Source organism: Aliiroseovarius sp. ABM4_368 (genome assembly GCF_056161205.1).
Genome location: NZ_JBSWYR010000004.1, coordinates 395271 through 418536, shown reverse-complemented (window position 1 = coordinate 418536; position 23266 = coordinate 395271). Strand labels below are relative to the sequence as shown.

The window sequence follows — 23266 nt, the reverse complement described above, 5'->3', positions numbered from 1 at the left end:
CCTTAACGCTTCACGCGATAATGGTAGTGGCCAACCAAATGCATGCCAAGATTTGCATATAGCGGATTGGCGGCATGGTTGCCTTGGGTGACGATCAGCGACAGGAACTCGGCGCCCTGTTCTTGCGCCCATTTGGCGGCCTGTTTGATCAGGTTCTGCCCAGCACCCATACGGCGCAGCTTGGGATCAACATGCAAGGCGTGGGCCATAGCAATACCGTTGTGAATGCCGACAAAGCCAACGCCTGCCGGCGTGTCATCGGTGCGTGCCAGAAGGGCGGTCTTGGGGCAGTCCGCACGATCCATCACGGCGCGGCGATGTTCGTGGATGCCGCCATTCTCCCACAATTCGGTCATGATGGACAGCGACGGCCAGATCGCGAAGGCTGATACCGGCGGCAGCGGTTCGTGGGTCAACTCGGTCACGGGAATGACCCAGATATTCACCGGGTCGATGATGTCATAGCCATGTTGCTCAAGCATCTCGTCTAGGTGTGCGTCGCCTGCGCGGATCTGGAACAGAGGGTCCATCCCCATGTCGCGCATGGCTTCTTCAGCAGCGGGCAGGTCGGCTTCTGTCGTCGGCCAGTTTTCAGTTGCGGCCGACACGCGCTTGCCGCCGCCCGCGCCATCGCGCAACAGCCAAGCACCAACGCGGTGCGTGGCGGCTGGGGGCCAAGTGGTTTCGCAGACCTCGATCAATTGTTCGGGGGTGGGAAGATGGGGCGTTGTCATGTTGCCTCCTTGAACAGGTCTTGAAGCGCGCTTGTGGCATCCTCCAACAGGGCGATATCCGTGCCGCGAATAACGATGTTGACGCCGAAAGCGCCGTTATCAATGAATGGGTAGGATCCGAAGCTGAGTGTAGCATAATTCTGCACAAGCTGTCCCAATGGCCCTGCTATGTCGCCTTCGCCCCGGTTGATCCGCACGGTGCGCGACATCAGTGGAGCACCGCCAGTCAGTCCGGGCAGAACGCTTTCGACCATGGCGGTGAAGACGGATGGGACTCCTGCCATCACATGCACGTTTTCCAGCGTGAAACCGGGGGCGACCGAAACCGGGTTGTCGATCAGCGTGGCCCGGTCAGGTATGCGCGCCATGCGTTGGCGAGCGGCGTTAAACTCGCGACCTGAGGCGGCATAATGTGCGGCCAACAGTTCGCGCGCGTCGTCGCGAATGTCGATGTGATCGTCAAAGGCACGGGCGATGCAATCGGCGGTGATGTCATCATGCGTTGGGCCGATCCCGCCCGAGGTAAAGACGTGGTCATATCCAGCAGAAAGCGCCTTCACGGCAGCCACGATGGCGTCGGCGTCATCCGACACGACGCGCACCTCTTTCAAATCAATACCTTGTTCGGTCAGGCGGCCTGCAAGGTGATGCATATTCGCATCCCGCGTCCGGCCCGATAGAATTTCGTCTCCGATCACCAGCATTGCGGCAGAGGGGTTGGGCATCGCTTGTTCCTTTCCTGTTTCCGGTATAGGCCCGAGATATGGAATTTCCCAGCCCTCTTGTACCCGCAACGCTTGTTCGTCGTTATAAACGTTTTCTTGCCGACTGCCTGCTGACAGATGGTCGCGAAGTCACGGCCCATTGCGCCAATCCCGGATCGATGATGGGATTGGCCGAGCCGGGATCAAAGATCTGGCTGGAGCCCAACGATGATCCCAAGAAAAAGCTGAAATTCGGCTGGCGTTTGGTCGAGCACACGAACGGGCATTTCACCGGGGTCGATACCTCAGTGCCGAACCGCGCGCTGAAGGCGGCGCTTGAGGCGGGGACCGTGTCGGGACTGGGCGACTATCACACCGTCAGGGCCGAGGTGAAATACGGCGAGAAAAGCCGCATTGATTTCCTGCTGGAAGGGGATGGCCTGACCTATGTCGAGGTGAAGTCCGTCACCTTGTCCCGCCAACCCGGTTTGGCCGAGTTTCCCGATAGCGTCACCGCGCGCGGCACCAAGCATTTGGGAGAGCTGGCAAAGATGATCGGTGAAGGGCATAGGGCCGTGATGCTTTATCTGGTGCAGCGCACGGATTGCGACCGGTTTGACTTGGCGCGCGATATTGATCCTGCCTATGGGCAGGCCTTCGACGTGGCCCGCGCAGCAGGGGTCGAGGTGATCGTGCTGGGCACCACGATCTCGCCGTCAGGTGTCGATGTTGCGGCCCCTCTGGCGTCTTTGGTCTGAACGCCCTATTTAGGGGGCAGAAGAAGGAAACCACCATGGACGACAAGATGCGTGTAACCAAAGAAGGCATTCGCCTTTATGACCCAGCAGATTTCGCAGGGATGCATGCGGCGGGCAAGCTGGCGGCCGAGATTTTGGACCGCGTGGCCCCGATGATTGCCCCAGGTGTGACCACCGCCGAGCTGGACGCCGCGATCGAAGCGATGGTGGACGAAGCGGGGGCTGTGTCGGCCACGATCGGCTATAAGGGCTATAAGCACGCGTCCTGTATCTCGCTGAACCACGTGGTGTGTCACGGCATTCCCGGCTCGAAGACGCCGAAGATGAAGAATGACAAAACCGGCCGCAAACATGACGAGCTGGTTGAAGGCGATATCCTGAACATCGACGTCACCGTGATCGTTGATGGTTGGTATGGCGACACCAGCCGCATGTATAAGGTCGGCAAGGTGAAGTCCTTCGCGGATCGCCTTATCCAAGTGACCCATGACGCGCTTATGGAGGGCATTGCCGCCGTCAAACCGGGCAACACCTTTGGCGACATCGGTCACGCCATCCAGAAATACGCCGAAGCACAGCGCATGTCGGTGGTGCGTGATTTCTGCGGCCACGGTCTGGGCCGCGTGTTCCACGCCCCGCCCAACGTGCTGCACTATGGCCGTCCCGGTACCGGTGCTGTGTTGGAAGAAGGCATGTTCTTTACCATCGAGCCCATGATCAATCTGGGCCGTCCAGAGACCAAGATCTTGCAAGATGACTGGACTGCGATCACCCGCGATAAATCGCTGTCAGCGCAGTTCGAACACTCGGTCGGTGTGACTGCGGATGGGTGCGAGATCTTCACGTTGTCGCCTGCTGGCAAGTTCCACCCGACCTGGGGTTGATTGCCAAGTTGACTTAGGGGAAACTTTTTTATGTTTCCCCCTAGTCACCAAAATTTCCTTTTTAATCCGAGGTGTTTTCGGCCTGATGTTCTTTAGGTCAGAAAACGTGCCATCTACCGTTTGCGCATGCAGCATTTCGTGCCTACGTTCTGTTTGCCTAGACGCAAAAGGTGCTTGGGCTTCCGCGACAAACTTGCGCGGCTGATGACAAGAAATACGGAGGGGCAAATGACCAGCTTCCGCACTTTCACCCCGAAATCCATCCTTACATCTATGACTGCTGCTGCTGCCCTTGCGATGGCTGCCAGCGCTGCTGCCGCGCAGGAAGTCACGCTGCGCTTTCAGCATTTCGTGTCGCCCTTGTCCGCGAACCCGACCTATTTCATGGCCCCGTGGGCCGAGAAGATCGAGAAGGATTCCGGTGGGCGCATCAAGGTCGAGCTTTATCCTGCGATGCAGCTGGGTGGCAAAGCGACCAGCCAATATGATCTGATCCGCGATGGCGCGATTGATGGTGGTTGGGTGATCCCCGGCTATCAGCCGGGTCGTTTCCCCGAAGCCGAAGCGATGGAGTTGCCTTTCATGGTGACAAAGTCGGCTGAAGAGGCATCCAAGGCTGCTTGGGTCTATACGCAGAAATACCTGATGGATGATTTTGCTGACGTTAAAGTCATTGCCGCCCACATGCATGGGCGCGGGATCGTGCACAAGAAAGGCGACCCGATTGCTACGGTTGCCGATCTCAAGGGGCTGAAATTGCGCGGCCCGTCGCGCACGGCGACCCGTCTTCTGGACAAGCTGGGCGCAACGCCCATCGGCATGCCCGTCCCTGCCTTCCCCGAAGCGCTGTCGAAAGGTGTCGTTGATGGCGGAGTCATCACGTGGGAAATGTCGCCCTCCCTGAAGCTGGACGAACTGACGGACAGCCACACTGACGTCGCGGGCGAGAAGTCGCTGTATAACCTCTATTTCATCTGGGCGATGAACAAGGACGTCTATGACGGTCTGCCCGATGATCTGAAGGCGGTGATCGACGCGAACTCAGGCTTCAATGCCTCGGGTTGGGCTGGTCACGCGCATGATACCGGTGACGTGGTCGGACGCGATAAGATGGCAGCAAGCGGCAACGCGCTGGCCGAGCTGTCGGAAGAGGAGACCGCCACCATCCGCGCGCTTGGCGACGAGGTGATTGCCGAGTGGATCGCCGATATGAACGCCAAGGGTCTGGACGGAGACGCCATGGTGCGGGACGCCCGCGCGGCCGTATCCGTGACACGCGCGCAGTAAATCAAACTGATAAGCAAACGAAGGCGCTGGACATCATGCCCGGCGCCTTCTACGTTTTTGAATACTCACAAATCGTGATGACTGTGTCGCCATATCGACGGCTGTCCAACTGCTCGACCCCGGCGGGGGGGATCACCGGCACGTTGTCCTCCCACACGATCAGCGCGCCGTCCGCGACCCAGCCGGATTTGAGCGCCGCCGCCAGCGCCTTTTCCCCCAGCCCCTTGCCGTAAGGTGGGTCTAGAAAGATCAGGTCGTGGGGTGTGCCTTCGGGCAGGCGAGTGGCGTCGCGTTTCAGCACCGTTACCTCGTCTGTGCAGCGACACTTCTGGATGTTCTCGCGGATCAGGGACAGGGCCTTGCGGCCATCATCGACCAAGGTGACATGGGATGCGCCGCGCGAAAGTGCTTCCAGTCCCAAAGCGCCGGTGCCTGCAAAGAGGTCCAATACGCGCGCGTCTTCAATCGGGTCGCCAAAGCGACCGCCCGTCAGCATGGAAAACAGGCTTTCGCGCACGCGGTCGGTGGTGGGGCGCAGATGAGCGCCCGCGTCCCCTTTGCCCACACTCGCCAAGGCCAGCCCGCGAAAACGGCCCGCGATAATCCTCATGCCAGAAGGGCTTTCAGTTCGGTTGCAGGATCCGCAACAGCAGCTTTGTCGGGCGATTTGTCACCTTCGACCAGCCGCTTGCCAACCATATAGGCGCGCGGGTCGTTCATTGCGTCCACGGCCAACAGCGTGTCGCCCTGATAGTACCAGAAGCTGACGCTGCCTTCCTTGTCACCGGGGCGGGTTACGATGTTGTCATAGCCTGTATTCAGCCCTGCGATTTGCAGCTTCACGTCATACTGATCCGACCAGAACCACGGTTTGGCAACGTATTCGACGCCTTCGCCCAGCATATTGCGGGCAACGATCTCGGCCTGATCAATGGCGTTGGGGACACTTTCCAGTCGGATGCGTTCGCTACGATAGGGGAAGGAGGCGCAATCCCCTGCGGCCCAGATCGACGGATCCGATGTGCGACCCTGCGCGTCGGTCTTGATGCCGTTGTCCAGCGCGAGGCCCGCGCTTTCGGCAAGCGCGCTGTCGGGGGCAATGCCCACGCCGACAATGGCGAAGTCGATAGCCAGCTCGGTTCCGTCCGACAGAACCGCGCCATTGACGCGACCTTCGCCAGTCAGGCGATCCAGTCCAACACCTTCGCGGATATCAACACCATGCGAGGTATGCAGCGCGCGGAAATAATCCGAAGTCTCGGGCGCTGCGACACGTTGTAGGATGCGGTCCGCCATTTCGACCAGCGTGACCTTCAAGCCCTTCTTGGAGGCAACGGCTGCTGCTTCCAGCCCGATATAGCCGCCGCCAATGATCAAGACACTGCGACCCTCGGCGAACTCGGGCGCCATGCCGTCCACATCGGCCAAAGTGCGCACCACATGCACACCGTCCAGCGCGCCACCGATCGCGGCGGGCAGGTAACGCGGCGTCGATCCGGTGGTGATGGCCAGCTGGTCATAGGCGATGCGTTCGTCGCCGATCACGACCTCTTTCGCCGCTGCATCAATTGCATTTACGCGGGTGTTCAGGCGCAGGGCGATGTTCTGGTCGGCATAGAAGTTTTCGGGCCGCAGATAGAGCCTTTCAAGCTCCATGTCCCCCAGAAGATAGGCTTTTGACAGCGGCGGACGCTGATAGGGCGGCGCATTTTCGGCCCCGATCAAAGTGACGTCACCGTCAAACCCTGAGTTGCGCAATTTGGCGACCAAAGACGCCCCGGCTTGGCCTGCCCCGATCACGACGATATGGCTCATTCTTGTCTCCGCGTTTCTATCCCGCGACGATATGCTGGATTTAGTTGTATTGGCAACGATTTGAATCCAGGCATTACACAAGAATTTGGGATGACATGGGCGCGCGGGCGGGCGACCTTGAAGATATCGAATCAATACAAGGAATGCGCGAATGACCCTGAAGGTTGGTGATAAACTTCCGAATGCGACCCTGCTGCGGCTGGGCGCGGATGGCCCAGAATCTGTTAGCCTGTCGTCCTTGCTAGACGGACGCAAAGTGGTGATCTTTGCCTTGCCCGGTGCCTATACTGGCACTTGCACCACCGCCCATGTACCCAGCTATATCCGCACGAAGCCCTCATTTGATGAGGCGGGCGTGGATGATGTGATCTGCATTTCGGTTAACGATGCGTTTGTTATGGACGCGTGGGCAGACAGCACTGGTGCGGCGAAAGCTGGGCTATTGTTCCTTGGCGACCCGCAGTCCGAGTTCACCAAAGCCGTTGGCATGGATTTCTCTGCGCCACCCGCCGGCCTGATCGACCGCTCGATACGCTATGGTGCCTATGTCGTAGATGGCGAGGTTAAGGTCCTGCATGTCGAGGAAAACCCGGGCGTGTGCGATGTCTCGGCGGGCGAGGCGATGCTCGAAGCCATTCAGAGCTGATGCCGTGTCAGTCGTGCTCGTCTACGTCCACGGATTTGAACGGGCCGTACGAGGTCAGGATGTCGATATCCTGCGCTACGGCCCGGCGCTCTGACTGAAGAAACTGGTCAACGGCCTCGCGGAAACCGGGGTCGTTGATCCAATGCAGCGAATGGGTGGTGACGGGCAGGTACCCACGCGCCAGCTTGTGTTCGCCCTGCGCGCCGGCCTCGACCCGGGTCAATCCGTGTTGGACCGCGAAGTCGATGGCCTGATAGTAGCACAGCTCGAAATGCAAATAGGGGTGATCTTCGACACAGCCCCAATAGCGCCCGAATAACGTATCCTGTCCAATGACGTTCATCGCCCCAGCGACCAGACGCCCGTCACGTTCGGCCAAGATCAGAAGCAGGTCGTCCGCCATGGTATCATGCAACAGATCAAAGAAGGCGCGCGTCAGATATGGGCGGCCCCATTTACGTGCGCCGGTGTCTTGATAGAACTGCCAGAAGGCGTCCCAATGCTGGGGTTGAATCTGGTCCCCTGTCAGGGTCAGGATCTCGCCCCCAAAAGCTTGGGCGATCCTGCGTTCCTTGCGGATCTGCTTGCGCTTGCGAGAACTCAGCGCGGCCAGAAACGCATCGAAATCCGCATAGCCATCATTCTGCCAGTGGTATTGAAGTCCCTCACGGGTCAAAAGCCCCATGGCCTTGCCCGCCGCAGCCTCGTCTTCGGTGCAAAAGGTCACATGGGCCGAGCTGATCTGGTTATCCGCCGCAATTTGCACCATGCCTTGCACCAGCGCTGCCTGTCCGACTTGGGTGTGATCGGGGTGGGTCAGGAACCGACGCCCGGTGACGGGCGAGAACGGAACTGCCGATTGCAGTTTTGGATAATAGCTTCCCCCAGCCCGCTCATACGCGTCTGCCCAGCCGTGATCGAAGACGTATTCACCCTGACTGTGAGTTTTCACATACAGAGGCATCACCGCGATGATCTGATCACCCGCGTGCACCGTTAAGTGCTGTGAATGCCATCCGGTGTTTTCGCCAACAGACCCCGAGCGCTCTAGTGCGGACAGAAACGCGTAAGTCGTGAACGGGTCCTGTGCCCGGCCCCCACCCGCGCGTTCGGGGCAGGCGCAGGCATCCCAATCCTCGGCGCAGATGGCGGCAAGGGACTGGTGGGTGCGGATGTCGACTTGGGTTTCGCTCACGGTCTTATTGAGGGGCAGAGGGGCAGGTTGGTCAAGCCAGATAGCCTTCGAATGTGACGTTGTCCGCGATCTTGCGGGCCTCGTCTTCGACCTCTTGCGATCGAACCGTCCAGCACAGAACCGGCACACCGCGATCCTTCAGGCGCGTGACCGCCGAGTTGTCCAGATCGCGCACGTCATGGCTGATGAAACTCGCGCCGACCCGGTCGAAATCCGGGATGTCGCGCAGGTGCGCGCGCGTGGCGGCTGGCAGAAGCGAGGTGCCTTCTTCCCTATAGGCCTCGGTCGTTAGGCCAAGCGGCAGGGTGGTGTTGTGCTTGCCAAATTCGGCAACCGAATGGGGGTTGAAGGACATGACGGCGACGTCGCCCGTATAGCCTTCCAGCGCTTTCGCCGTGGCTTTCTCCATCACCCCGTCATGCGGACCCATGGCGCCATGCTGGTCCTTCAGCTCGACCAACAGGGGCACGCGGCCCGCGACGATTTCCAACACTTCGGCAAAGCTGGGAATGCCTTCGTCCCCGCCGGTAAGGGCAATGCCGCCCAGCTCGACTGCGCTACGCTGACGCACGGGGCCTTTGTCGCCGGTCAGACGGGAAAGCTCGTAGTCATGAAAGACCATCGCCTGCCCGTCCTTCGACATTTGCAGATCGATCTCGATCCCATAGTCCGCATCCACTGCCGCTCGAATGGCCGCACGCGAGTTTTCGGGGCGGCCCGCCGACAGGTCGTGCAAAGCGCGATGCGCAATGGGGCGGTCAAGGAAACTTTGCGGAAGGGGGACAGGTTTACGGGTCATTTGATCTGGAAAATGCCTTCGATTTCCACGGCCACACCGAAGGGCAGGCTGGCAGCGGATACTGCGGAACGGGCGTGGCGACCGGCATCGCCCAAGGCTTCGACCATGAAGTCGGATGCGCCATTGATTACCTTGGGCTGGTCGCCAAAGTCTGCGGTCGAATTCACGAAGCCCACTAGTTTCACAACACGTTGAAGGCGATCCAGATTCCCCCCGCAGGCGGCTTTGACCTGCGCCAGAAGCGAGATGGCGCAGCTGCGCGCGGCCTTAGCCCCTTCTTCGGCTGTCATGTCGTCGCCCAGTTTGCCGGTCAGGAACGCGCCGTCCTTCATCGAGATCTGACCCGAGACATGGACGAGGTCACCGACCTGAACGTAAGGCACATAGTTCGCAGCCGGGGCGGGGGCGTCGGGCAGGGTGACGCCCAGTTCGGCAAGGCGGGTTTCAAAAGCGCTCATCTTGCGATCCTTTCATGTGATGGCCTGACGGGCAGGCTTTGCCCGGACGCTAGCCCGCGTCCGGCATTAGGGAAAGAGGGAAACCGACGCCTGCGCGTTTTTCCCCGCCGTGTCGGATTACGTTTCGCGGAAGGCTTTCTTGAAATAGTCCCAAAGCGGCTCGACCAAATACAGGATGGGACTGCGATCTGCTGTGCGGATAAAGGCTGAAACGGGCATGCCTGGAATCAGAACCGCGCCTTCGGGCAGACGTTCGATTTGCCCTTCATCCAGTTGTACTTCGGCCAGATAGAAGGATTGGCCTGTCACATCATCCATGAAGGAATCCGCCGACATACGGGTCACGCGGCCCAGGAGGTCTGGGGTTTCGCGACTGTTAAAAGCCGGAAACTGTAAATACACAGTCTGGCCGACGAAAATCTGGTCGATATGCAGCGGATCAACCCGCGACATGATCACCAGATCGCGGTCCTGTGGCACGACATATAACACCGGCTGGGCCGGCTGGATTACCGCGCGTTCTGCAAAGATTTGCAAGCCATGGATCACCCCTGACACAGGCGCACGAATTTCCAATCGTGAAAGCTGCTCCAGCGTGTTGCGCCGTTGTTCAGCCAAATCACGTGTGGTTGCGCGCGCGTCGCGCAGTTCAGTGATCGCGCGTTCACGAAGATCCGTTTGAAGGGCGATGCTTTGCAATTCGGTTTCTGTGATGCGCAGTTCGGCTTCGGCACTGGCGGCAGAAAGCTCGCCCAATCGGCCCAGAATGGCGGCCTCTTCCCGCTTCAAGGCCAACACACGTGATGCCTGTGACAAGCCTTTGTCCAAAAGCGATTGTTGGTTTGTAAGCTCTTCGCGGATCAACGAAAGCTGTTCGCGCAACGCGGTGACTTGCGCCGCCAGCCCGTCCAACTGGCGCGAGATCTGGGTCTTGCGTTTCTCGAGTTGTTCAAGCTGTGTCGACATCCCATCCATACGCGAGCTGAACAGGCGCAATTGACCCTTCATCAGGCTGTCGACTTCGGGGTTTTGGGCGGCGGCCTGAATTAACTCGTCATCAAAGGTGAGCGCCTCGGCACCATCGCGTTCGGCTTCGAAACGTGCCTGACGGGCAAGTAGTTCGAAATACTGGCCTTCAATGATAGTCAGTTGCGATGCCAACTGCCCGGCTTCCAAACGGATCAGAACATCGCCTGCTTTAACCGTGTCACCTTCATCAACCAGAATTTCGGTGACGATCCCACCATCCAGATGTTGCACGACTTTGCGGTTCTGTTCGATCTGCACCTGTCCTTCGGCAATTACGGCGCCGGCAAGTTTGCTGGTCACGGACCATGTGCCGAAGCCGCCGACAAGGATCAGCAAAGCGATGAAACCAAGAACAAGCGGCCGGTGGGCCGAGAAATTCGGTGTGTCCGGTGTCGGAGCATCTTGCATCACTGCGCCCCTCCGTTGGCTTGCGAGCTTTGGATCTGCTGCGCGTTCTGCACATGCGCTTTCAGCACCTCATCGCGCGGGCCGAAGCCGCGGGCAACGCCATCGTCGATGATCAATAGCGTCTCGCATTCTTTGATTGCGGCCGGGCGGTGCGCCATGATCATGACCGCCCCTCCGCGCGCTTTGACCGCACGGATCGCCGTATTCAGCGCCTGCGTGCCGTCGTTGTCGAGGTTCGAGTTCGGTTCGTCCAGCACCAGAATGACCGGATCGCCATAGATCGCGCGTGCCAATCCGACCCGCTGCATTTGTCCGCCAGACAAGGTGGCCCCGCCGGGGACAAGCCGCGTGTCATACCCTTCAGGAAGTGACAGGATCAACTCGTGTGCGCCCGCCATCTGGGCAGCCGCGACGACGGCGGCGGAATCGGGTTTCAGGTCAAGGCCTGCGATGTTCTCGGCAATCGTGCCTTCGAACATCTGCACGCGTTGGGGCAGATAGCCGATATAGCGGCCCAAAGCCTCGGGCGAGTAATTGTCCAGCGACGCGCCGCCCAGCCGGACGGTGCCGCCATCGGGGGACACCACACCGGTCAGAACACGGGCGAGGGTCGACTTGCCAGCACCCGATGGTCCGATCACGCCCAAAGCCTCGCCCGGTTTCATATCGAAACTCACCTGCCGAATGACTGCGCGGTTTGCTCCGCGTGGGATGACAGTCAGTTTTTCGACATGCAGTTTCGCCTCGGGGCGGGGCAGGGTGGTGCGCTCTTGTTCGGGCGGCGTTTGGGCCAAAAGCTCGGCCAGGGCCTGCCAGCCAGATCGCGCGCGCTGTACGGTTTGCCACTGGTTCACGGCGGCATCGACCGGCGCAAGTGCTCGGCCCAGCAGGATCGAGCCCGCAATCATTGCACCCGGTGAAATTTCGCCTTTCAGTGCCAAATAAGCGCCAAGGCCCAGCATCGCGGATTGCAGAAATTGGCGGAACGTCTTCGACATGGCCGAAAACTGCCCCAGCCGATCCGAGGCGCGCAGATTTTCAAACAGAGATTCCTCGCGCGATCGGTGCCAGCGCTTGTAAGCACCGCTGGACATGCCAAGGGCGCGCACCATCTCGGATTCGACACGCATTTGTTCGGCCATTTGGTCCGCGTGGTGGGTTGCGATGGTGGCTTTGGTCAGGGGTCCTTTGGTGAACACTTGGTTCAGTACGGTGATCCCGATCAACAAAGCCCCGCCCACGACGGCCAAGATCCCAAGCCAGGGGTGGAAAATGCTGATGGCAAACAGGAAGACCGGCGTCCAGGGGATGTCAAAGGCCGCAGTGATGACAGGGCTGGCCAGAAATTTCTGTACTGCTTCAAGGTCTTTCAGGCCAGCTGTCGTGCCTCCGTCCCCGCCTGCTTGACGCATGACAGCTGAAAACACCCGCTGATCAAGCGAGGCCTGAAATTGTGCCCCGGCTCGGGCCAGAATGCGCGCACGTGCATAGTCCAGAATACCCATCATCAAAAACAGGAATGCCATCAGCAGAGTCAGTGCGATCAGCGTCGCCTCGGACCGGCTTCCCAGCACACGATCATAAAGCTGCAACATATAGATTGGCGCGGTCAGCATCAGCAGGTTTACGAAGACCGAGAACAAGGCGACGCTCCACATCAGGCCGCGCAATTTGCGGCGCTGGGTGCGAAGCTCCTCTAACCCCTGTATCAATTGGTTCTGTCTCATATCTGCCGGCTCGTTTTCGATTGACGTTGGCCTGCAGTACCTGACGCATCAAATGTTCGGCAGGTTTCTGCTTGCAACTGTCGCTAAATAGTCACATTGAATAGCTGCGGAAGCCTTAACATCTGTGCAATGGGTCTGCATCTATTATGTGTGACCCGAATAAGCGAAAATACCAAATTTAGCGGTAGTTCACGTGAAGACAAGAAATTCGAAATTTATGGTCGCGCTGGCCGGTCTGGCACTGATGGGGCTAAGTGCCTGTGCAACGGCGCCCGCGCCGTCGGGTTATGACGACCCGCACGAGGTGCAGAACCGCCGAACCCACGGCGCCAACATCAAACTGGACCGCGCGTTGGTTTCGCCTGCGTCGAACGCCTATGGTACTGTTTTGCCTCAGCCGGTGCGCGATTCAGTCTCGTATTTCTCGGACAACGCGTCCTTGCCGGGCGTTGTGGTGAACAACCTGTTGCAAGGCAACATTGAGGACGCCGTTCACAATACGGTGCGCTTTGCGTTCAACACTACGTTGGGCCTGCTTGGCATCTTTGATGTTGCCACCGATATTGGTCTAGAAGAGCGTGGCAGCGATTTCGGTGAAACCCTGCATGTCTGGGGGGCGCCGGAAGGCGATTATGTGGTTCTGCCCATTTTCGGTCCGTCGACGGAACGTGATGGGGTCGGGATCTTGGTGGACTTTGTATTGAACCCGCTAAGCTTGGCTTTGCCGACAGAAGTTAAAGAACTTCCCAAAGCCGCTTGGGTGCTGTCTAAGTTCGGTGATCGCTATCAATTCAGCGACACGATTGACGAGTTCTATGCGAGCGAAGAGGGTTATGACCTGATGAAGCTCTATTATCTGGACTCGCGTCGCTACGAGCTGGGCGTTGAAGTAGAAGATGATGAGCTTGAGGATATTTATGATGCGTATGATGGGTAACGAGACCTCTTTGACACGCCGCGCCTTTGTGGGCGGGCTGGCTGGGCTTGGCGTTTTGGCTGCTGTGCCGGGACGTGCAATGGCCGCTGTTTCTGCGTCGCAGGCGGAAAGCCTGATTGGAAAAGTTGTCAACGACATCAATTCGATCATTAATTCGGGTGCGTCCGAGGCGTCGATGATCAAGAAATTTGAAGGCGTGTTTTCGAAATACGCAGACGTGAACTTTATCGCGTTGTCCGCGCTTGGCCCGGATGGCCGGTCGGCCAGTGCGTCGCAAAAAAGCGCGTTCGTCAAAGCCTTCCGCACCTATATCGCGCGCCGCTATGGCAGCCGTTTTCGTGAATTCGAGGGCGGTCGCATTGACGTCGTAGACACGAAGCAGGTTAAAAGCCGGTTCGAGGTTCTGACCAAGACCACGCTGAAAGGCCATTCGCCTTTTGACGTAGTGTTCATTGTGTCGTCCAAGAACGGCAAGTTCATCGACATGCAAGTCGAAGGCATCTCGATCGTGAAATCCGAGCGTAAGGAAATCGGCGCGATGCTGGATCGTCGCAAGGGCGATCTGAACCAATTGATTGCGGATCTGCAAAAGGGCTGATCACTGGCCTGACAGAGTAAAGAAAGCCCCGGTTGCCGTAGCGACCGGGGCTTTTTCTTTGCATGGATGGATCAGCAGGTCAGTTGCCTTGACCGAAGATCGACCGGAGCACACCGATAAACGCATCCTCGACCGCGTCCCCGACGGATTGACCGCCTCTGCGGTTGCTGCCCTGATTGTTCTGTGGGACGGCAACCGATTGGCTGTCGCCCGATGACATCGTGCGTCCATCAAACCTGGGAGTGGACCGCGGGCGGATCATCGGCAGGGGTGTCGGCACCAGTTGCGACTGAATGCTCACCATCGCCTCGCGCCACATCTCGGCGGGCAATCCACCGCCGGTCACGCCTTTCAGGGGCGTGTTGTCGTCATAGCCCATCCAGATTCCCATGACATAATCTGCGGTGAAGCCGACAAACCAAGCATCACGTGCCGAGCTGGTCGTTCCAGTCTTACCTGCGATTTCAAGCCCGTCGATGCGCGCGCGTGTGCCGGTACCTTCCTCGACCACACGGCTCATCATATAGGTCAGTTGTGCTGCTGCTTCGCGCGAGATTACGCGCTCGCCAATCCCGCCCGTCTGCGTCATCAAAGGATCGCGATCACCGACCAAGCTCAACTCGGTCAATCCAAAAGGTGTCACGGACGATCCGCCGTTCAGAATGCCGGCATAGGCCCCGGTGGTTTCCAACAGTGTGCCGTCGGATGCGCCAAGCGCCAAGGCAGGGCCTGCAGCCAGATCGCTTTCGATGCCGAACATCGACGCGACCGAGCGCACAGCCTCGCGCCCGACTTCTTCGGATACCTTAACAGCTGAGATGTTGAGTGACTTTGCCAATGCCTCGGTCAGGCTGACCGGGCCATAGAATCTCTTTGTATAGTTCTTGGGGCACCATTCACCTGATCCCGGGATGTTCAGGCAGTAAGGTTCGTCTACAACGAAATCGTCCCACTGATATCCCATGTCCAGCGCAGCGGCATAAACGAATGGTTTAAAGGCGGACCCAGTTTGACGCTTTGCCTGCGTGGCACGGTTAAACGCACCCGTTACGCGAGTTTCGCGCCCACCGACCATCCCGCGCACCGCGCCATCGGCGCTCATCACCACAATCGCGGCTTGTGCTTTCGACCCGGACGAGACCTTTTCTGCAAAGATCTTGGCCATCGCGTTTTCTGCGGCTTTCTGAATGCGCGGATCCAGTGTGGTCTTTATGATCACGTCTTCGGTGGTTTTGCGGGTCAGGAAGGCGGGCAGGTCGCCCATGATCCAATCTGCAAAATACCCACCCGCTTGCGCCTTGGCGGCTTTCGACAGGACGGCAGGGTTTTGTTGGTATTGGGCAGTTTCCGTGTCCGACAGATAGCCCTGTTCGTTCATCAGACGCAAAACGGTCGCCGCGCGATCCTGCGAACGCTTCAGGTTGTTGGTCGGCGCAAAGCGCGACGGAGCCGTCAGCATCCCTGACAGCATTGCGGCCTGTGCTGGGTTAAGTTCAGACGCCCCGATTGCGAAGTACCGCTGTGCGGCCGCATCGAAGCCAAATGATCCCGCACCCAGATAGGCGCGGTTCATATAGATCGTCAGGATCTCGTCTTTGGTGAACTTGGTTTCCAAAGCCATCGCATAGACGGCTTCTTTCATCTTCCGCCACAGAGAGCCTTGGCGGCAGTCCGCTTCATAAGCGGCCTCGGTTTTCCAAACATCGGGGTCATAGGGCACGCCTAGACACAGAAGTTTGGCCACCTGTTGCGTCAGGGTCGAACCGCCGTGACCGGACAAAGGCCCGCGCCCTTCGCTTAGGTTGATTTTAACTGCGCTGGCAATCCCGCGCGGGCTGAGGCCGAAATGGCCGTAGAACCGCTTGTCCTCGGTCGCGACAACGGCGTGTTTCAAATGCGGGCTGACAGTCTCGGTCGTGATGGTGCGCCCGCGCTGGTCGCCGCGCCAGGCGTAGACTTCGCCGTACCGGTCCAGAATGGTAACCGACCCCTTCGCGCGCCCGTCCAGCATCGCGTTCAGCTCGGGCATGGTGGAGGCAAAGTAAAAGACCGCTCCGCCGATGATCAGGGCGGTTACAACAGCCCCTTTCCACATCAAACGCCAGATCATCCGCAGCACCCAGCCAATGAAGACGAAAGGCCACATCAGGATCGAGCGTGGCTTTTTCGGCCCGCCACCGCCACCGCCCCCACCCGAGCGTCGCCGCTTGGGTGCTGCCTTGCGCTTGGTGGTCGTTGACTTGCGCGCAGGCTTTTTGGGCGCTGCTTTCTTCGCAGGGTAACGCTTGTCTGCCACCAGTGCGGGGCGTTTTTGGCCAGATTGGCTCATGATACTCGTCCGGGTTTGCTTAATGTCTGCTCTGGGCTTGTCTGTTTTGACTTAGCGATTCGTATGAAACAAGTGTAGCCCCAAGCCTTGCAGCGGGCGACTTTTTGCACTGCCGACTTTTTAATCACTACCCTAGGCAACAACGTCAATTTCTGAGCGCACGGGGTTTTCAGGTCAGCTTCCCTGCCCAATTCCTAGCCTTTTCTGCACTGCGGCGGCTTTTGTTTTTGCAAGTGCATGGCCAACAGGTCGTGACGAGGAAGGAAAGGAAAGAACGTGAAACTGATCATTGCAGCGATCAAACCGTTCAAGCTGGAAGATGTACGCGAGGCTCTGACCTCGGTGGGTGTTACCGGCATGATGGTTTCCGAGATCAAAGGCTTTGGGGCCCAGTCGGGGCACACCGAAATCTATCGTGGCGCGGAATACGCCGTGAACTTTTTGCCGAAAATCAAGCTTGAGATCGTCGTGAACGACGACCTTGCAGCGGATGTCGTCGAGACCATCTCGAAGGCCGCACACACCGGAAAAATCGGAGACGGCAAGATCTTCACCCTCGACGTGTCGGACGCAATGCGCGTGCGCACCGGCGAAACCGGCGCTGACGCCGTATAAGCGTGAAAGGACAGACAATGACACGCAAACTGTTGATTTCGACGGCCCTTCTGGCCGCAATGCCGGGGCTGGCTCTGGCGGAAGGCGAAGCCGCCGCACATACCGGCTTTATTCTGACCTCGGTCCTGTTCCTTGTGGGCGGTTTCCTGGTCTTCTGGATGGCCGCAGGCTTTGCCATGCTGGAAGCTGGTCTGGTGCGTTCCAAGAACGTGACCATGCAGTTGACCAAAAACATCGCGCTGTTTTCCATCGCCGCCATCATGTACTGGCTGGCTGGTTACGGCATCATGTATCCCGGCGACTGGCTGATCGAAGGCTGGCTGGGTCCGTTCTTCGCAGTGACCTCGCTGGATCCGGTTGGTGTTGCAGCTGAAGCCGTAGACGTAGGCTATGCCTCGGGCGCTTCGGACTTCTTCTTCCAGCTGATGTTCTGTGCCACCACGGCCTCGATCGTTTCGGGTACGCTGGCTGAGCGTATCAAACTGTGGCCCTTCCTGGCCTTCGTAGTCGTGCTGACTGGCTTCATCTATCCGATCGAAGCAAGCTGGCAGTGGGGCGGCGGCTGGTTGTCGGAAGCTGGCTTCTCGGACTTCGCTGGTTCGACACTGGTGCACGCTGCGGGTGGCTTCGCTGCTTTGGCTGGCGCTCTGATCCTGGGACCGCGTATCGGCAAGTATAAAGATGGCCGTACGATCCCGATGCCGGGTTCGAACCTGCCGCTGGCTACGCTGGGTACGTTCATCCTTTGGCTGGGTTGGTTCGGCTTCAATGGCGGCTCGCAGCTGGCCATGGGCACCATCTCGGACGTTTCGGATGTGGCACGTATCTTCGCCAACACCAACATGGCTGCTGCCTCGGGTGCTGTTGTCGCGATGATCATGACGCAGGTGATGTTCAAAAAGGTCGACCTTACGATGACCCTGAACGGTGCACTGGCTGGTCTGGTTTCGATCACTGCTGAACCGCTGGCACCCTCGCTTTTCCAAGCGCTGATCATCGGTGGCATCGGCGGCGCGATTGTAGTCTTCGTCGTGCCTCTGCTGGACAAGCTGAAGATCGACGACGTGGTTGGCGCCATCCCGGTTCACCTGGTAGCAGGCTTCTGGGGTACGTTCATCGTCGCATGGACCAACACTGACGCCAGCTTTGGCACCCAGATCATGGGCTTCCTGGCAATCGGCATCTTCGTCTTCGTCGTAAGCTATATCTTCTTTGCCCTGATCAAGGCCACCATGGGTCTGCGTGTCAGCGAAGAGGAAGAAGTGAACGGGTTGGACATGGCCGAGCTGGGCATGGAAGCCTACCCGGAATTCACCAACGGGTAATAAGAAACAACCGCGCCGAGGCAACCCGGCGCGGTTTTATAAGGCCGGCATTAGACCAAGGCCAACAGGGTGGAGAAGGGAGCCGAGGGGCTCCCTTCTCTTTTTCGAGACACTTCTTCATTTTAGGGCCCGCTTTGCGCTTTAAAACGCAGACTCGCCATTGCGGACGAATGCTGGCTTTCGATACTGTGTTCACCAACGCGAACAAAACCGAACATGTTGAAAGCTAGCAATGACACTGTTTTCCATTGACTGGATATCGCTGATGCGAGAGTTCATCACACTTTTAGTTGTGATTGATCCTGTCGGCACGATTCCTGTCTATCTCTTCGCAGTTGCCAACGTTCCGGTTCATTTGCATCGCCGTTTTGCGTTGCGCGCAGTTGCAATCGCAACCCTTGTACTGCTTGCTTTCCTTGTCGGTGGGCAAGTTGTCTTCGAGACACTGGGACTGCGCCTAGGCTCGTTCCAGATCGCCGGTGGCGTCATTCTGTTTCTTTTCGCGCTTTCGATGATCTTTGGTGATTCAAAACCTAGAACTGAAATAGCCGAGGCTGAACGTGATCACCTGTCAGGCGCCGTCTTTCCACTGGCAATGCCATCTATCGCGTCCCCCGGAGCGATGCTGGCAATCGTGATACTGACGGAAAACAATTCGAACACTTATTCCGAGCAAGCAACGACAGCAGCTCTTTTGGTTGTTGTTCTTGCGTTCACATTTGTTTTGTTGCTGATGGCTAAGTTTATATATCGCTTGATCGGCGAAACCGGCGTCTCAGTGATCTCTCGTGTGATGGGCATCATTCTGGCCACCATTGCCGTCGATGCCATCCTTGGCGGCTTCGACATGCTTAACATTATTGATGTCGCACCTGCTGAAAATCCAAGCCCGCTGAGCGAAGCGACTAAATAGCCTAGGGCGTTAGGCTGGAAGGGCTTTAATCGATCGGTGAGAACTGGTGTGTTCCGGTGGCTTTAGCCACGTCTTCGACGCATTGATGGGAAGAAAGCACTTAAGGGGCCAGAAGTAACGGTTTCCGGACGGGTCATAAAGAAAGCCCGAATTTCAAAAGAAACCGGACTTTCAGGTGTTTACGACGATTGGTCGGGGCTTACACCCCAACCTTCGCAATCGCTTCGGCCAGGATCGGCACGGTCTCTTCATTCAGGCCCGCGATGTTCATGCGGCTGTCACCGACCATGTAGATGCCGTGATCGACGCGCAGGGCCTCGACCTGTTCGGGTGTGGCACCAAGTCGCGAGAACATGCCGCGGTGGTCGGCGATGAAGCCGAAGCGGTCGGATCCCGTGCGGGTGCGCAGTTCGCCAGCCAGTTGCTCGCGCAGGGCCAACATGCCGGTGCGCACTTCTTCCAGCTCGGCCATCCAGTCCGCTTTAAGCCCTTCATCCTCAAGGATCATGGTCACCAGACGGGCGCCGTGATCGGGCGGGAAGCTAAAGTTCTGGCGGTTCAGATGGGTCAGGTTCTGCTGGGTGACCCCGGCCTGCTCGGCATTGTCCGAGATGCAGGTCAGAAGGCCGGTACGCTCGCGATAGATGCCGAAGTTTTTCGAGCAGCTGGCCGCGATCATCGCTTCCGGTACGGCTTGTGCGATCAGGCGCACACCGGCGGCGTCTTCTTCCAGACCGTCGCCAAAGCCTTGATAGGCGATGTCGATCAGCGGGGTTGCACCTTTTTCAACGATCAGGTCCGCGACCTCTTTCCACTGGGGCAAGGTCAGGTTCGCACCCGTCGGGTTGTGGCAGCAGCCGTGCAGCAGCACAGCGTCGCCCGCCTTGATGCCCTTCAGGTCTTCCATCATCCCGTCGAAATCAACCGCGCGGCTTTCATTGTCGAAATAGCGATACTCGGCCATGTTCATGCCAAGGTGCTTGATGATCGAGGGGTGGTTTGGCCACGTGGGTGCCGACAGCCAGATCGTGGCATCGGGCGAGGCCATCTTGATCAGCTCGACCGCTTGGTGTATCGCTCCGGTGCCGCCGGGCTGTGCAGCCATCGACAGACGATCAGACGGAACAACATCGCCCAGAACCAACTTGGTCAGCGCATTCCCGTAGGCCGGATCGCCGGCCAGACCGGTATAGGATTTGGTGCTTTCAACATCCCACAGAACTTTTTCGGCGGCCTTCACAGCGCGCATCACGGGGGTCACGCCGGTCGCGTTCTTGTACACGCCAACGCCAAGGTCAATTTTGCCGTCGCGTGGGTCTTCGCGATACTGCTGCATCAGCGCCATGATCTTGTCTTTGGGCTGGGCTTTGAGGTTGGTGAACATCGTCTACTCTCCGGTTTCGACTTTCAGGTCGGAATACATGCCCCATTCGGACCAGCTGCCATCATAGACCGCGTGGCGGTCATGGCCCATGCGCTCCAACGCAAGCGCAAGGATCGCGGCCGTCACGCCCGAGCCGCAGCTGAGGATGGCGGGTTTGTCCAGATTGACCTTCGCGGCTTTGAAAATGGCGCGCATGTCGTCGGGGGATTTCATCGTGCCGTCCGCGTTCAGAAGCGTGGCAAATGGCACGTTTTTCGAGTTCGGAATGTGGCCCGAGCGCAAACCTTCACGGGGCTCAGGAACCTCGCCACGGAAGCGTTCAGCGCCACGGGCGTCAATGATCTCGTAATCGCCAAGTTTCGAGGCGGCGGCCACCTGCGTCACGTCTTTGATCATATCCGCCTGACGGGTGACGGTCATGTGGCGGTCCCGGATGACGGGGGGCAAGTCTTCGGTCGGGTGGCCTTCGGCCTGCCATTTCGGCAGTCCGCCATCCAGAACGGCAATATCCTTTTGACCCATCAGGCGGAACATCCACCAAACACGGGCGGCAGAAAACAGACCCGCGCCGTCATAGACCACGATCTGGTGGCCGTCGCCCACACCCATCGCACGCACGCGAGACATGAATTTTTCCACCGGCGGCATCATATGCGGCAGATCCGAGCGCAGGTCGGCGATTTCATCAATGTCGAAGTAACGCGCGCCAGGTATATGCGCGGCGTCATATTCCGCCTTCGCGTCGCGATCCATATCCGGCATGTACCAGCTGGCATCCAAGATGCGCAGGTCAGGATCTTTCAGATGTTTTGCCAGCCAGTCGGTCGAGACCAGCGTTTTCGGGTCGCTATGCGGCATGGCTTGCCCTCCGGTCAGTGTTATTTACTGCCTAGTCCCGGACGGTCCGATAGGCAAGCGATTGCGTTGTGCTGCCCAAGAAAAAAGGGGAAGGCTGATGCCCTCCCCATACTCATTAAAAATGTCTTTGGTGCTTATTTCGCCAGCATGTTGCGCACAACGCCTACCACAGCAAGCAACACACCGCCGCCAACACCACCCGAGGCCACTTGACCCAGAATGGATGCGATGTCCAAGCCACCGGCACCAGCAGCGTCAGCAACGCCACCAGCCCCCAGCATCGACAGGATCGAGCCGCCAAGCCCGCCGCCAACAATGCCCGCGATCGAGTTGATCAAAGTGCCTTGGTTTAGGTTCTTCAGAAGACCGCCAGCGACGTTGCCGCCAACTGCGCCTGAAATAAGGTTGATAAGAAGAGATTCCATGTCGCGCCCTTTTCCCTCTGCGGGGCAATGCCCCTGTCCTGTCTTGCGCAGACTGAACCATGCGGGTGCTCTGCACTTAAGGGGAAAGAACACGAAAAACAGACGCTTACGTCTAGGTCAATCAGTCGAGCCGCAGCGGCGTAGGGCTGCGTCCAGCGCTTGACGAAAGCGTGCGCGATCAGCTTTGGAAAATGCTTTTCCACCGCCTTGGCGAAAGGGGTCTGCCGCGCGAAGGTCTGTCATCAGATCCCGCATAGCCAATTGTTCGCGCACGTTTGCCTGCGTAAAACGCTCGCCATTGTGGCGGATCACCTCGGCGCCGGCTTCGACACATTTCGCCGCAAGCGGGATATCCCCTGTTACGACGACATCGTTGGGACCCGCACGGTCTGCGATCCACATATCGGCCACATCTGGGCCGTCGGGGACATAGATCATTTCGACAAGAGGGTTGGGTGACGGCCGCAGCCCGCCGTTTGACACCAGAAACATCTGCGTCTTGAAGCGGGTCGCGACGGCTTCGGCCTCGGCCTTTACCGGGCAGGCATCTGCGTCGATATAAAGCGCCACCGGGTTAGGCCCAAAGTGCCTCGGCATGGAAGGCCACATGGTCCTCCATGAAGGTCGAAACAAAGAAATAGCTGTGGTCATAACCAGGCTGCATGCGGAACACGGCCTCTTGCCGGTGGGTGGCGATGGCACTGGCCAGTGTTTCTGGCTTCAACAGGTCGATGAACTGGTCTTTGGTGCCGGTGTCGATCAGCATCGGGCCATCGAAACCCACATTCTTCATCAAAAGGCTGGCGTCATGCGCGGTCCACTTGGTCGTGTCGTCGCCCAGATAAGCGCCCAGTTGTTTCGCGCCCCAATCCGAAGCGGTAGGGTTGCAGATCGGCGAAAAGGCCGAGACCGAGCGGAAGCGTTCCGGCAAGGTCATCGCAATGGTCAGCGCACCGTGGCCGCCCATGGAATGGCCGGTGATACCCTGACGTTCTGCGTCCAGCGCGAAGTTGTTGAAGACCAGATCGGGCAGATCCTCGGTAATATAGTCCCACATTTGGAAATGCGGCGCCCATGGCTCTTGTGTTGCGTTCACATAGAACCCAGCCCCTTGCCCCAGATCATAGGCGTCATCATCTGCCACACCTTCCCCACGTGGGCTGGTGTCTGGGAAGATCAACGCGATGCCTTGCTCGGCGGCCCATGCCTGTGCGCCCGCTTTGGTCATGGCGTTTTCGTGGGTGCAGGTCAGGCCCGACAGAAACCACAGCACGGGAACAGGGCCGTCTTGCGCCTCGGCCGGTTGGAACAGGCCAAAGGTCATATCCGTGCCCGTTGCATCCGAGGCGTGTTTGTAGACACCTTGGGTGCCGCCGAAACAAGCGTTTTCCGAGATCATTTCCATGACGCGTTCCTTTTCAAAAGATGTTGTTCCGAC

24 protein-coding genes are annotated in these 23266 nt (G+C 58.5%); 9 read left to right on the top strand and 15 right to left on the bottom strand.

The features are described from left to right. Positions 1-2 precede the first annotated feature (2 nt). Both ACXAH3_RS14060 and ACXAH3_RS14055 read right to left on the bottom strand, forming a co-directional pair. Positions 3-734: a GNAT family N-acetyltransferase gene (locus ACXAH3_RS14060; protein WP_474862720.1), complete on the bottom strand. Its 732-nt coding sequence runs from the start codon at positions 732-734 to the stop codon at positions 3-5. After that, a complete protein-coding gene (locus tag ACXAH3_RS14055) occupies positions 731-1459 on the bottom strand; it encodes a competence/damage-inducible protein A (protein ID WP_474862719.1) in 729 nt (242 codons plus the stop codon). The genes ACXAH3_RS14060 and ACXAH3_RS14055 overlap by 4 nt, the downstream gene beginning before the upstream one ends. Before the next feature lie 38 nt (positions 1460-1497). Between ACXAH3_RS14055 and sfsA the strand changes: the two genes are divergently transcribed. From sfsA to ACXAH3_RS14040, 3 genes are all read left to right on the top strand, one after another. Next, positions 1498-2196, top strand: a complete 699-nt coding sequence (gene sfsA / locus ACXAH3_RS14050; RefSeq protein WP_474862718.1) for a DNA/RNA nuclease SfsA — start codon at positions 1498-1500, stop codon at positions 2194-2196. A 35-nt stretch (positions 2197-2231) separates the two neighbouring features. Further along, positions 2232-3080, top strand: coding sequence for a type I methionyl aminopeptidase (gene map, locus ACXAH3_RS14045; protein WP_474862717.1), 849 nt, complete (start codon positions 2232-2234; stop codon positions 3078-3080). A gap of 228 nt (positions 3081-3308) precedes the next feature. Continuing rightward, positions 3309-4367 (top strand): TRAP transporter substrate-binding protein, encoded by a 1059-nt coding sequence (locus tag ACXAH3_RS14040; protein WP_474862716.1) that lies wholly within the window; start codon positions 3309-3311, stop codon positions 4365-4367. Positions 4368-4416: 49 nt separating this feature from the next. Here the strand turns inward: ACXAH3_RS14040 and rsmD are convergent, their stop codons facing one another. Together rsmD and ACXAH3_RS14030 are read right to left on the bottom strand one after the other, a co-directional pair. Continuing rightward, positions 4417-4977 carry a 16S rRNA (guanine(966)-N(2))-methyltransferase RsmD gene (rsmD, locus tag ACXAH3_RS14035; protein ID WP_474862715.1) on the bottom strand — a complete coding sequence of 187 codons (561 nt, stop codon included), beginning with the start codon at positions 4975-4977 and terminating at the stop codon, positions 4417-4419. Then, entirely contained in the window at positions 4974-6182 is a 1209-nt protein-coding gene (locus tag ACXAH3_RS14030; protein ID WP_474862714.1) for an NAD(P)/FAD-dependent oxidoreductase, read from the bottom strand. The genes rsmD and ACXAH3_RS14030 overlap by 4 nt, the downstream gene beginning before the upstream one ends. Positions 6183-6333: 151 nt before the next feature. On the opposite strand from ACXAH3_RS14030, the gene ACXAH3_RS14025 reads away from it, so the two are divergent. Next, positions 6334-6828 (top strand): redoxin family protein, encoded by a 495-nt coding sequence (locus ACXAH3_RS14025; RefSeq protein WP_474862713.1) that lies wholly within the window; start codon positions 6334-6336, stop codon positions 6826-6828. A 7-nt stretch (positions 6829-6835) separates the two neighbouring features. Here ACXAH3_RS14025 and ACXAH3_RS14020 read toward each other — a convergent pair whose 3' ends face one another. The 5 genes from ACXAH3_RS14020 to ACXAH3_RS14000 form a co-directional block, all read right to left on the bottom strand. Next, a complete protein-coding gene (locus ACXAH3_RS14020) occupies positions 6836-8023 on the bottom strand; it encodes a GNAT family N-acetyltransferase (protein ID WP_474862712.1) in 1188 nt (395 codons plus the stop codon). A gap of 31 nt (positions 8024-8054) precedes the next feature. Continuing rightward, entirely contained in the window at positions 8055-8822 is a 768-nt protein-coding gene (locus ACXAH3_RS14015) for a glycerophosphodiester phosphodiesterase family protein (RefSeq protein WP_474862711.1), read from the bottom strand. Continuing rightward, positions 8819-9280 carry a RidA family protein gene (locus ACXAH3_RS14010; protein ID WP_474862710.1) on the bottom strand — a complete coding sequence of 154 codons (462 nt, stop codon included), beginning with the start codon at positions 9278-9280 and terminating at the stop codon, positions 8819-8821. The genes ACXAH3_RS14015 and ACXAH3_RS14010 overlap by 4 nt, the downstream gene beginning before the upstream one ends. A 117-nt stretch (positions 9281-9397) precedes the next feature. Further along, positions 9398-10717, bottom strand: a complete 1320-nt coding sequence (locus ACXAH3_RS14005; protein ID WP_474862709.1) for an HlyD family type I secretion periplasmic adaptor subunit — start codon at positions 10715-10717, stop codon at positions 9398-9400. Next, positions 10717-12444, bottom strand: a complete 1728-nt coding sequence (locus ACXAH3_RS14000) for a type I secretion system permease/ATPase (protein ID WP_474862708.1) — start codon at positions 12442-12444, stop codon at positions 10717-10719. Before ACXAH3_RS14000 ends, ACXAH3_RS14005 begins: the two co-directional genes overlap by 1 nt. Positions 12445-12637: 193 nt before the next feature. On the opposite strand from ACXAH3_RS14000, the gene ACXAH3_RS13995 reads away from it, so the two are divergent. After that, positions 12638-13381: an MlaA family lipoprotein gene (locus tag ACXAH3_RS13995; RefSeq protein ID WP_474862707.1), complete on the top strand. Its 744-nt coding sequence runs from the start codon at positions 12638-12640 to the stop codon at positions 13379-13381. Then, positions 13365-13979, top strand: a complete 615-nt coding sequence (locus ACXAH3_RS13990) for an MlaC/ttg2D family ABC transporter substrate-binding protein (protein WP_474862706.1) — start codon at positions 13365-13367, stop codon at positions 13977-13979. Before ACXAH3_RS13995 ends, ACXAH3_RS13990 begins: the two co-directional genes overlap by 17 nt. A 79-nt stretch (positions 13980-14058) precedes the next feature. Here the strand turns inward: ACXAH3_RS13990 and ACXAH3_RS13985 are convergent, their stop codons facing one another. Continuing rightward, positions 14059-16308 (bottom strand): transglycosylase domain-containing protein, encoded by a 2250-nt coding sequence (locus tag ACXAH3_RS13985; protein WP_474862705.1) that lies wholly within the window; start codon positions 16306-16308, stop codon positions 14059-14061. Positions 16309-16584: 276 nt separating this feature from the next. Between ACXAH3_RS13985 and ACXAH3_RS13980 the strand changes: the two genes are divergently transcribed. The 3 genes from ACXAH3_RS13980 to ACXAH3_RS13970 all read left to right on the top strand — a co-directional run bounded on the left by ACXAH3_RS13980 (position 16585) and on the right by ACXAH3_RS13970 (position 19161). Next, entirely contained in the window at positions 16585-16923 is a 339-nt protein-coding gene (locus ACXAH3_RS13980; RefSeq protein ID WP_474862704.1) for a P-II family nitrogen regulator, read from the top strand. A 17-nt stretch (positions 16924-16940) separates the two neighbouring features. Further along, complete coding sequence (locus ACXAH3_RS13975) at positions 16941-18248, top strand: ammonium transporter (RefSeq protein WP_474862703.1); 1308 nt, start codon at positions 16941-16943, stop codon at positions 18246-18248. A gap of 232 nt (positions 18249-18480) precedes the next feature. Beyond that, positions 18481-19161 carry a MarC family protein gene (locus ACXAH3_RS13970; RefSeq protein WP_474862702.1) on the top strand — a complete coding sequence of 227 codons (681 nt, stop codon included), beginning with the start codon at positions 18481-18483 and terminating at the stop codon, positions 19159-19161. Between the two features lie 199 nt (positions 19162-19360). Here ACXAH3_RS13970 and ACXAH3_RS13965 read toward each other — a convergent pair whose 3' ends face one another. The 5 genes from ACXAH3_RS13965 to fghA form a co-directional block, all read right to left on the bottom strand. Further along, complete coding sequence (locus tag ACXAH3_RS13965; protein WP_474862701.1) at positions 19361-20545, bottom strand: amino acid aminotransferase; 1185 nt, start codon at positions 20543-20545, stop codon at positions 19361-19363. Between the two features lie 3 nt (positions 20546-20548). Then, on the bottom strand, positions 20549-21403 hold the full coding sequence (sseA, locus tag ACXAH3_RS13960; RefSeq protein WP_474862700.1) for a 3-mercaptopyruvate sulfurtransferase: 855 nt from the start codon (positions 21401-21403) through the stop codon (positions 20549-20551). Positions 21404-21537: 134 nt separating this feature from the next. Next, a complete protein-coding gene (locus tag ACXAH3_RS13955) occupies positions 21538-21828 on the bottom strand; it encodes a hypothetical protein (protein ID WP_474862699.1) in 291 nt (96 codons plus the stop codon). Positions 21829-21945: 117 nt separating this feature from the next. Beyond that, positions 21946-22425 carry a YaiI/YqxD family protein gene (locus ACXAH3_RS13950; protein WP_474862698.1) on the bottom strand — a complete coding sequence of 160 codons (480 nt, stop codon included), beginning with the start codon at positions 22423-22425 and terminating at the stop codon, positions 21946-21948. Further along, the gene (gene fghA, locus ACXAH3_RS13945; RefSeq protein ID WP_474862697.1) at positions 22403-23233 is read right to left on the bottom strand and encodes an S-formylglutathione hydrolase; all 831 of its coding nucleotides are present in this window, start codon (positions 23231-23233) and stop codon (positions 22403-22405) included. The genes ACXAH3_RS13950 and fghA overlap by 23 nt, the downstream gene beginning before the upstream one ends. Positions 23234-23266: the final 33 nt, after the last annotated feature.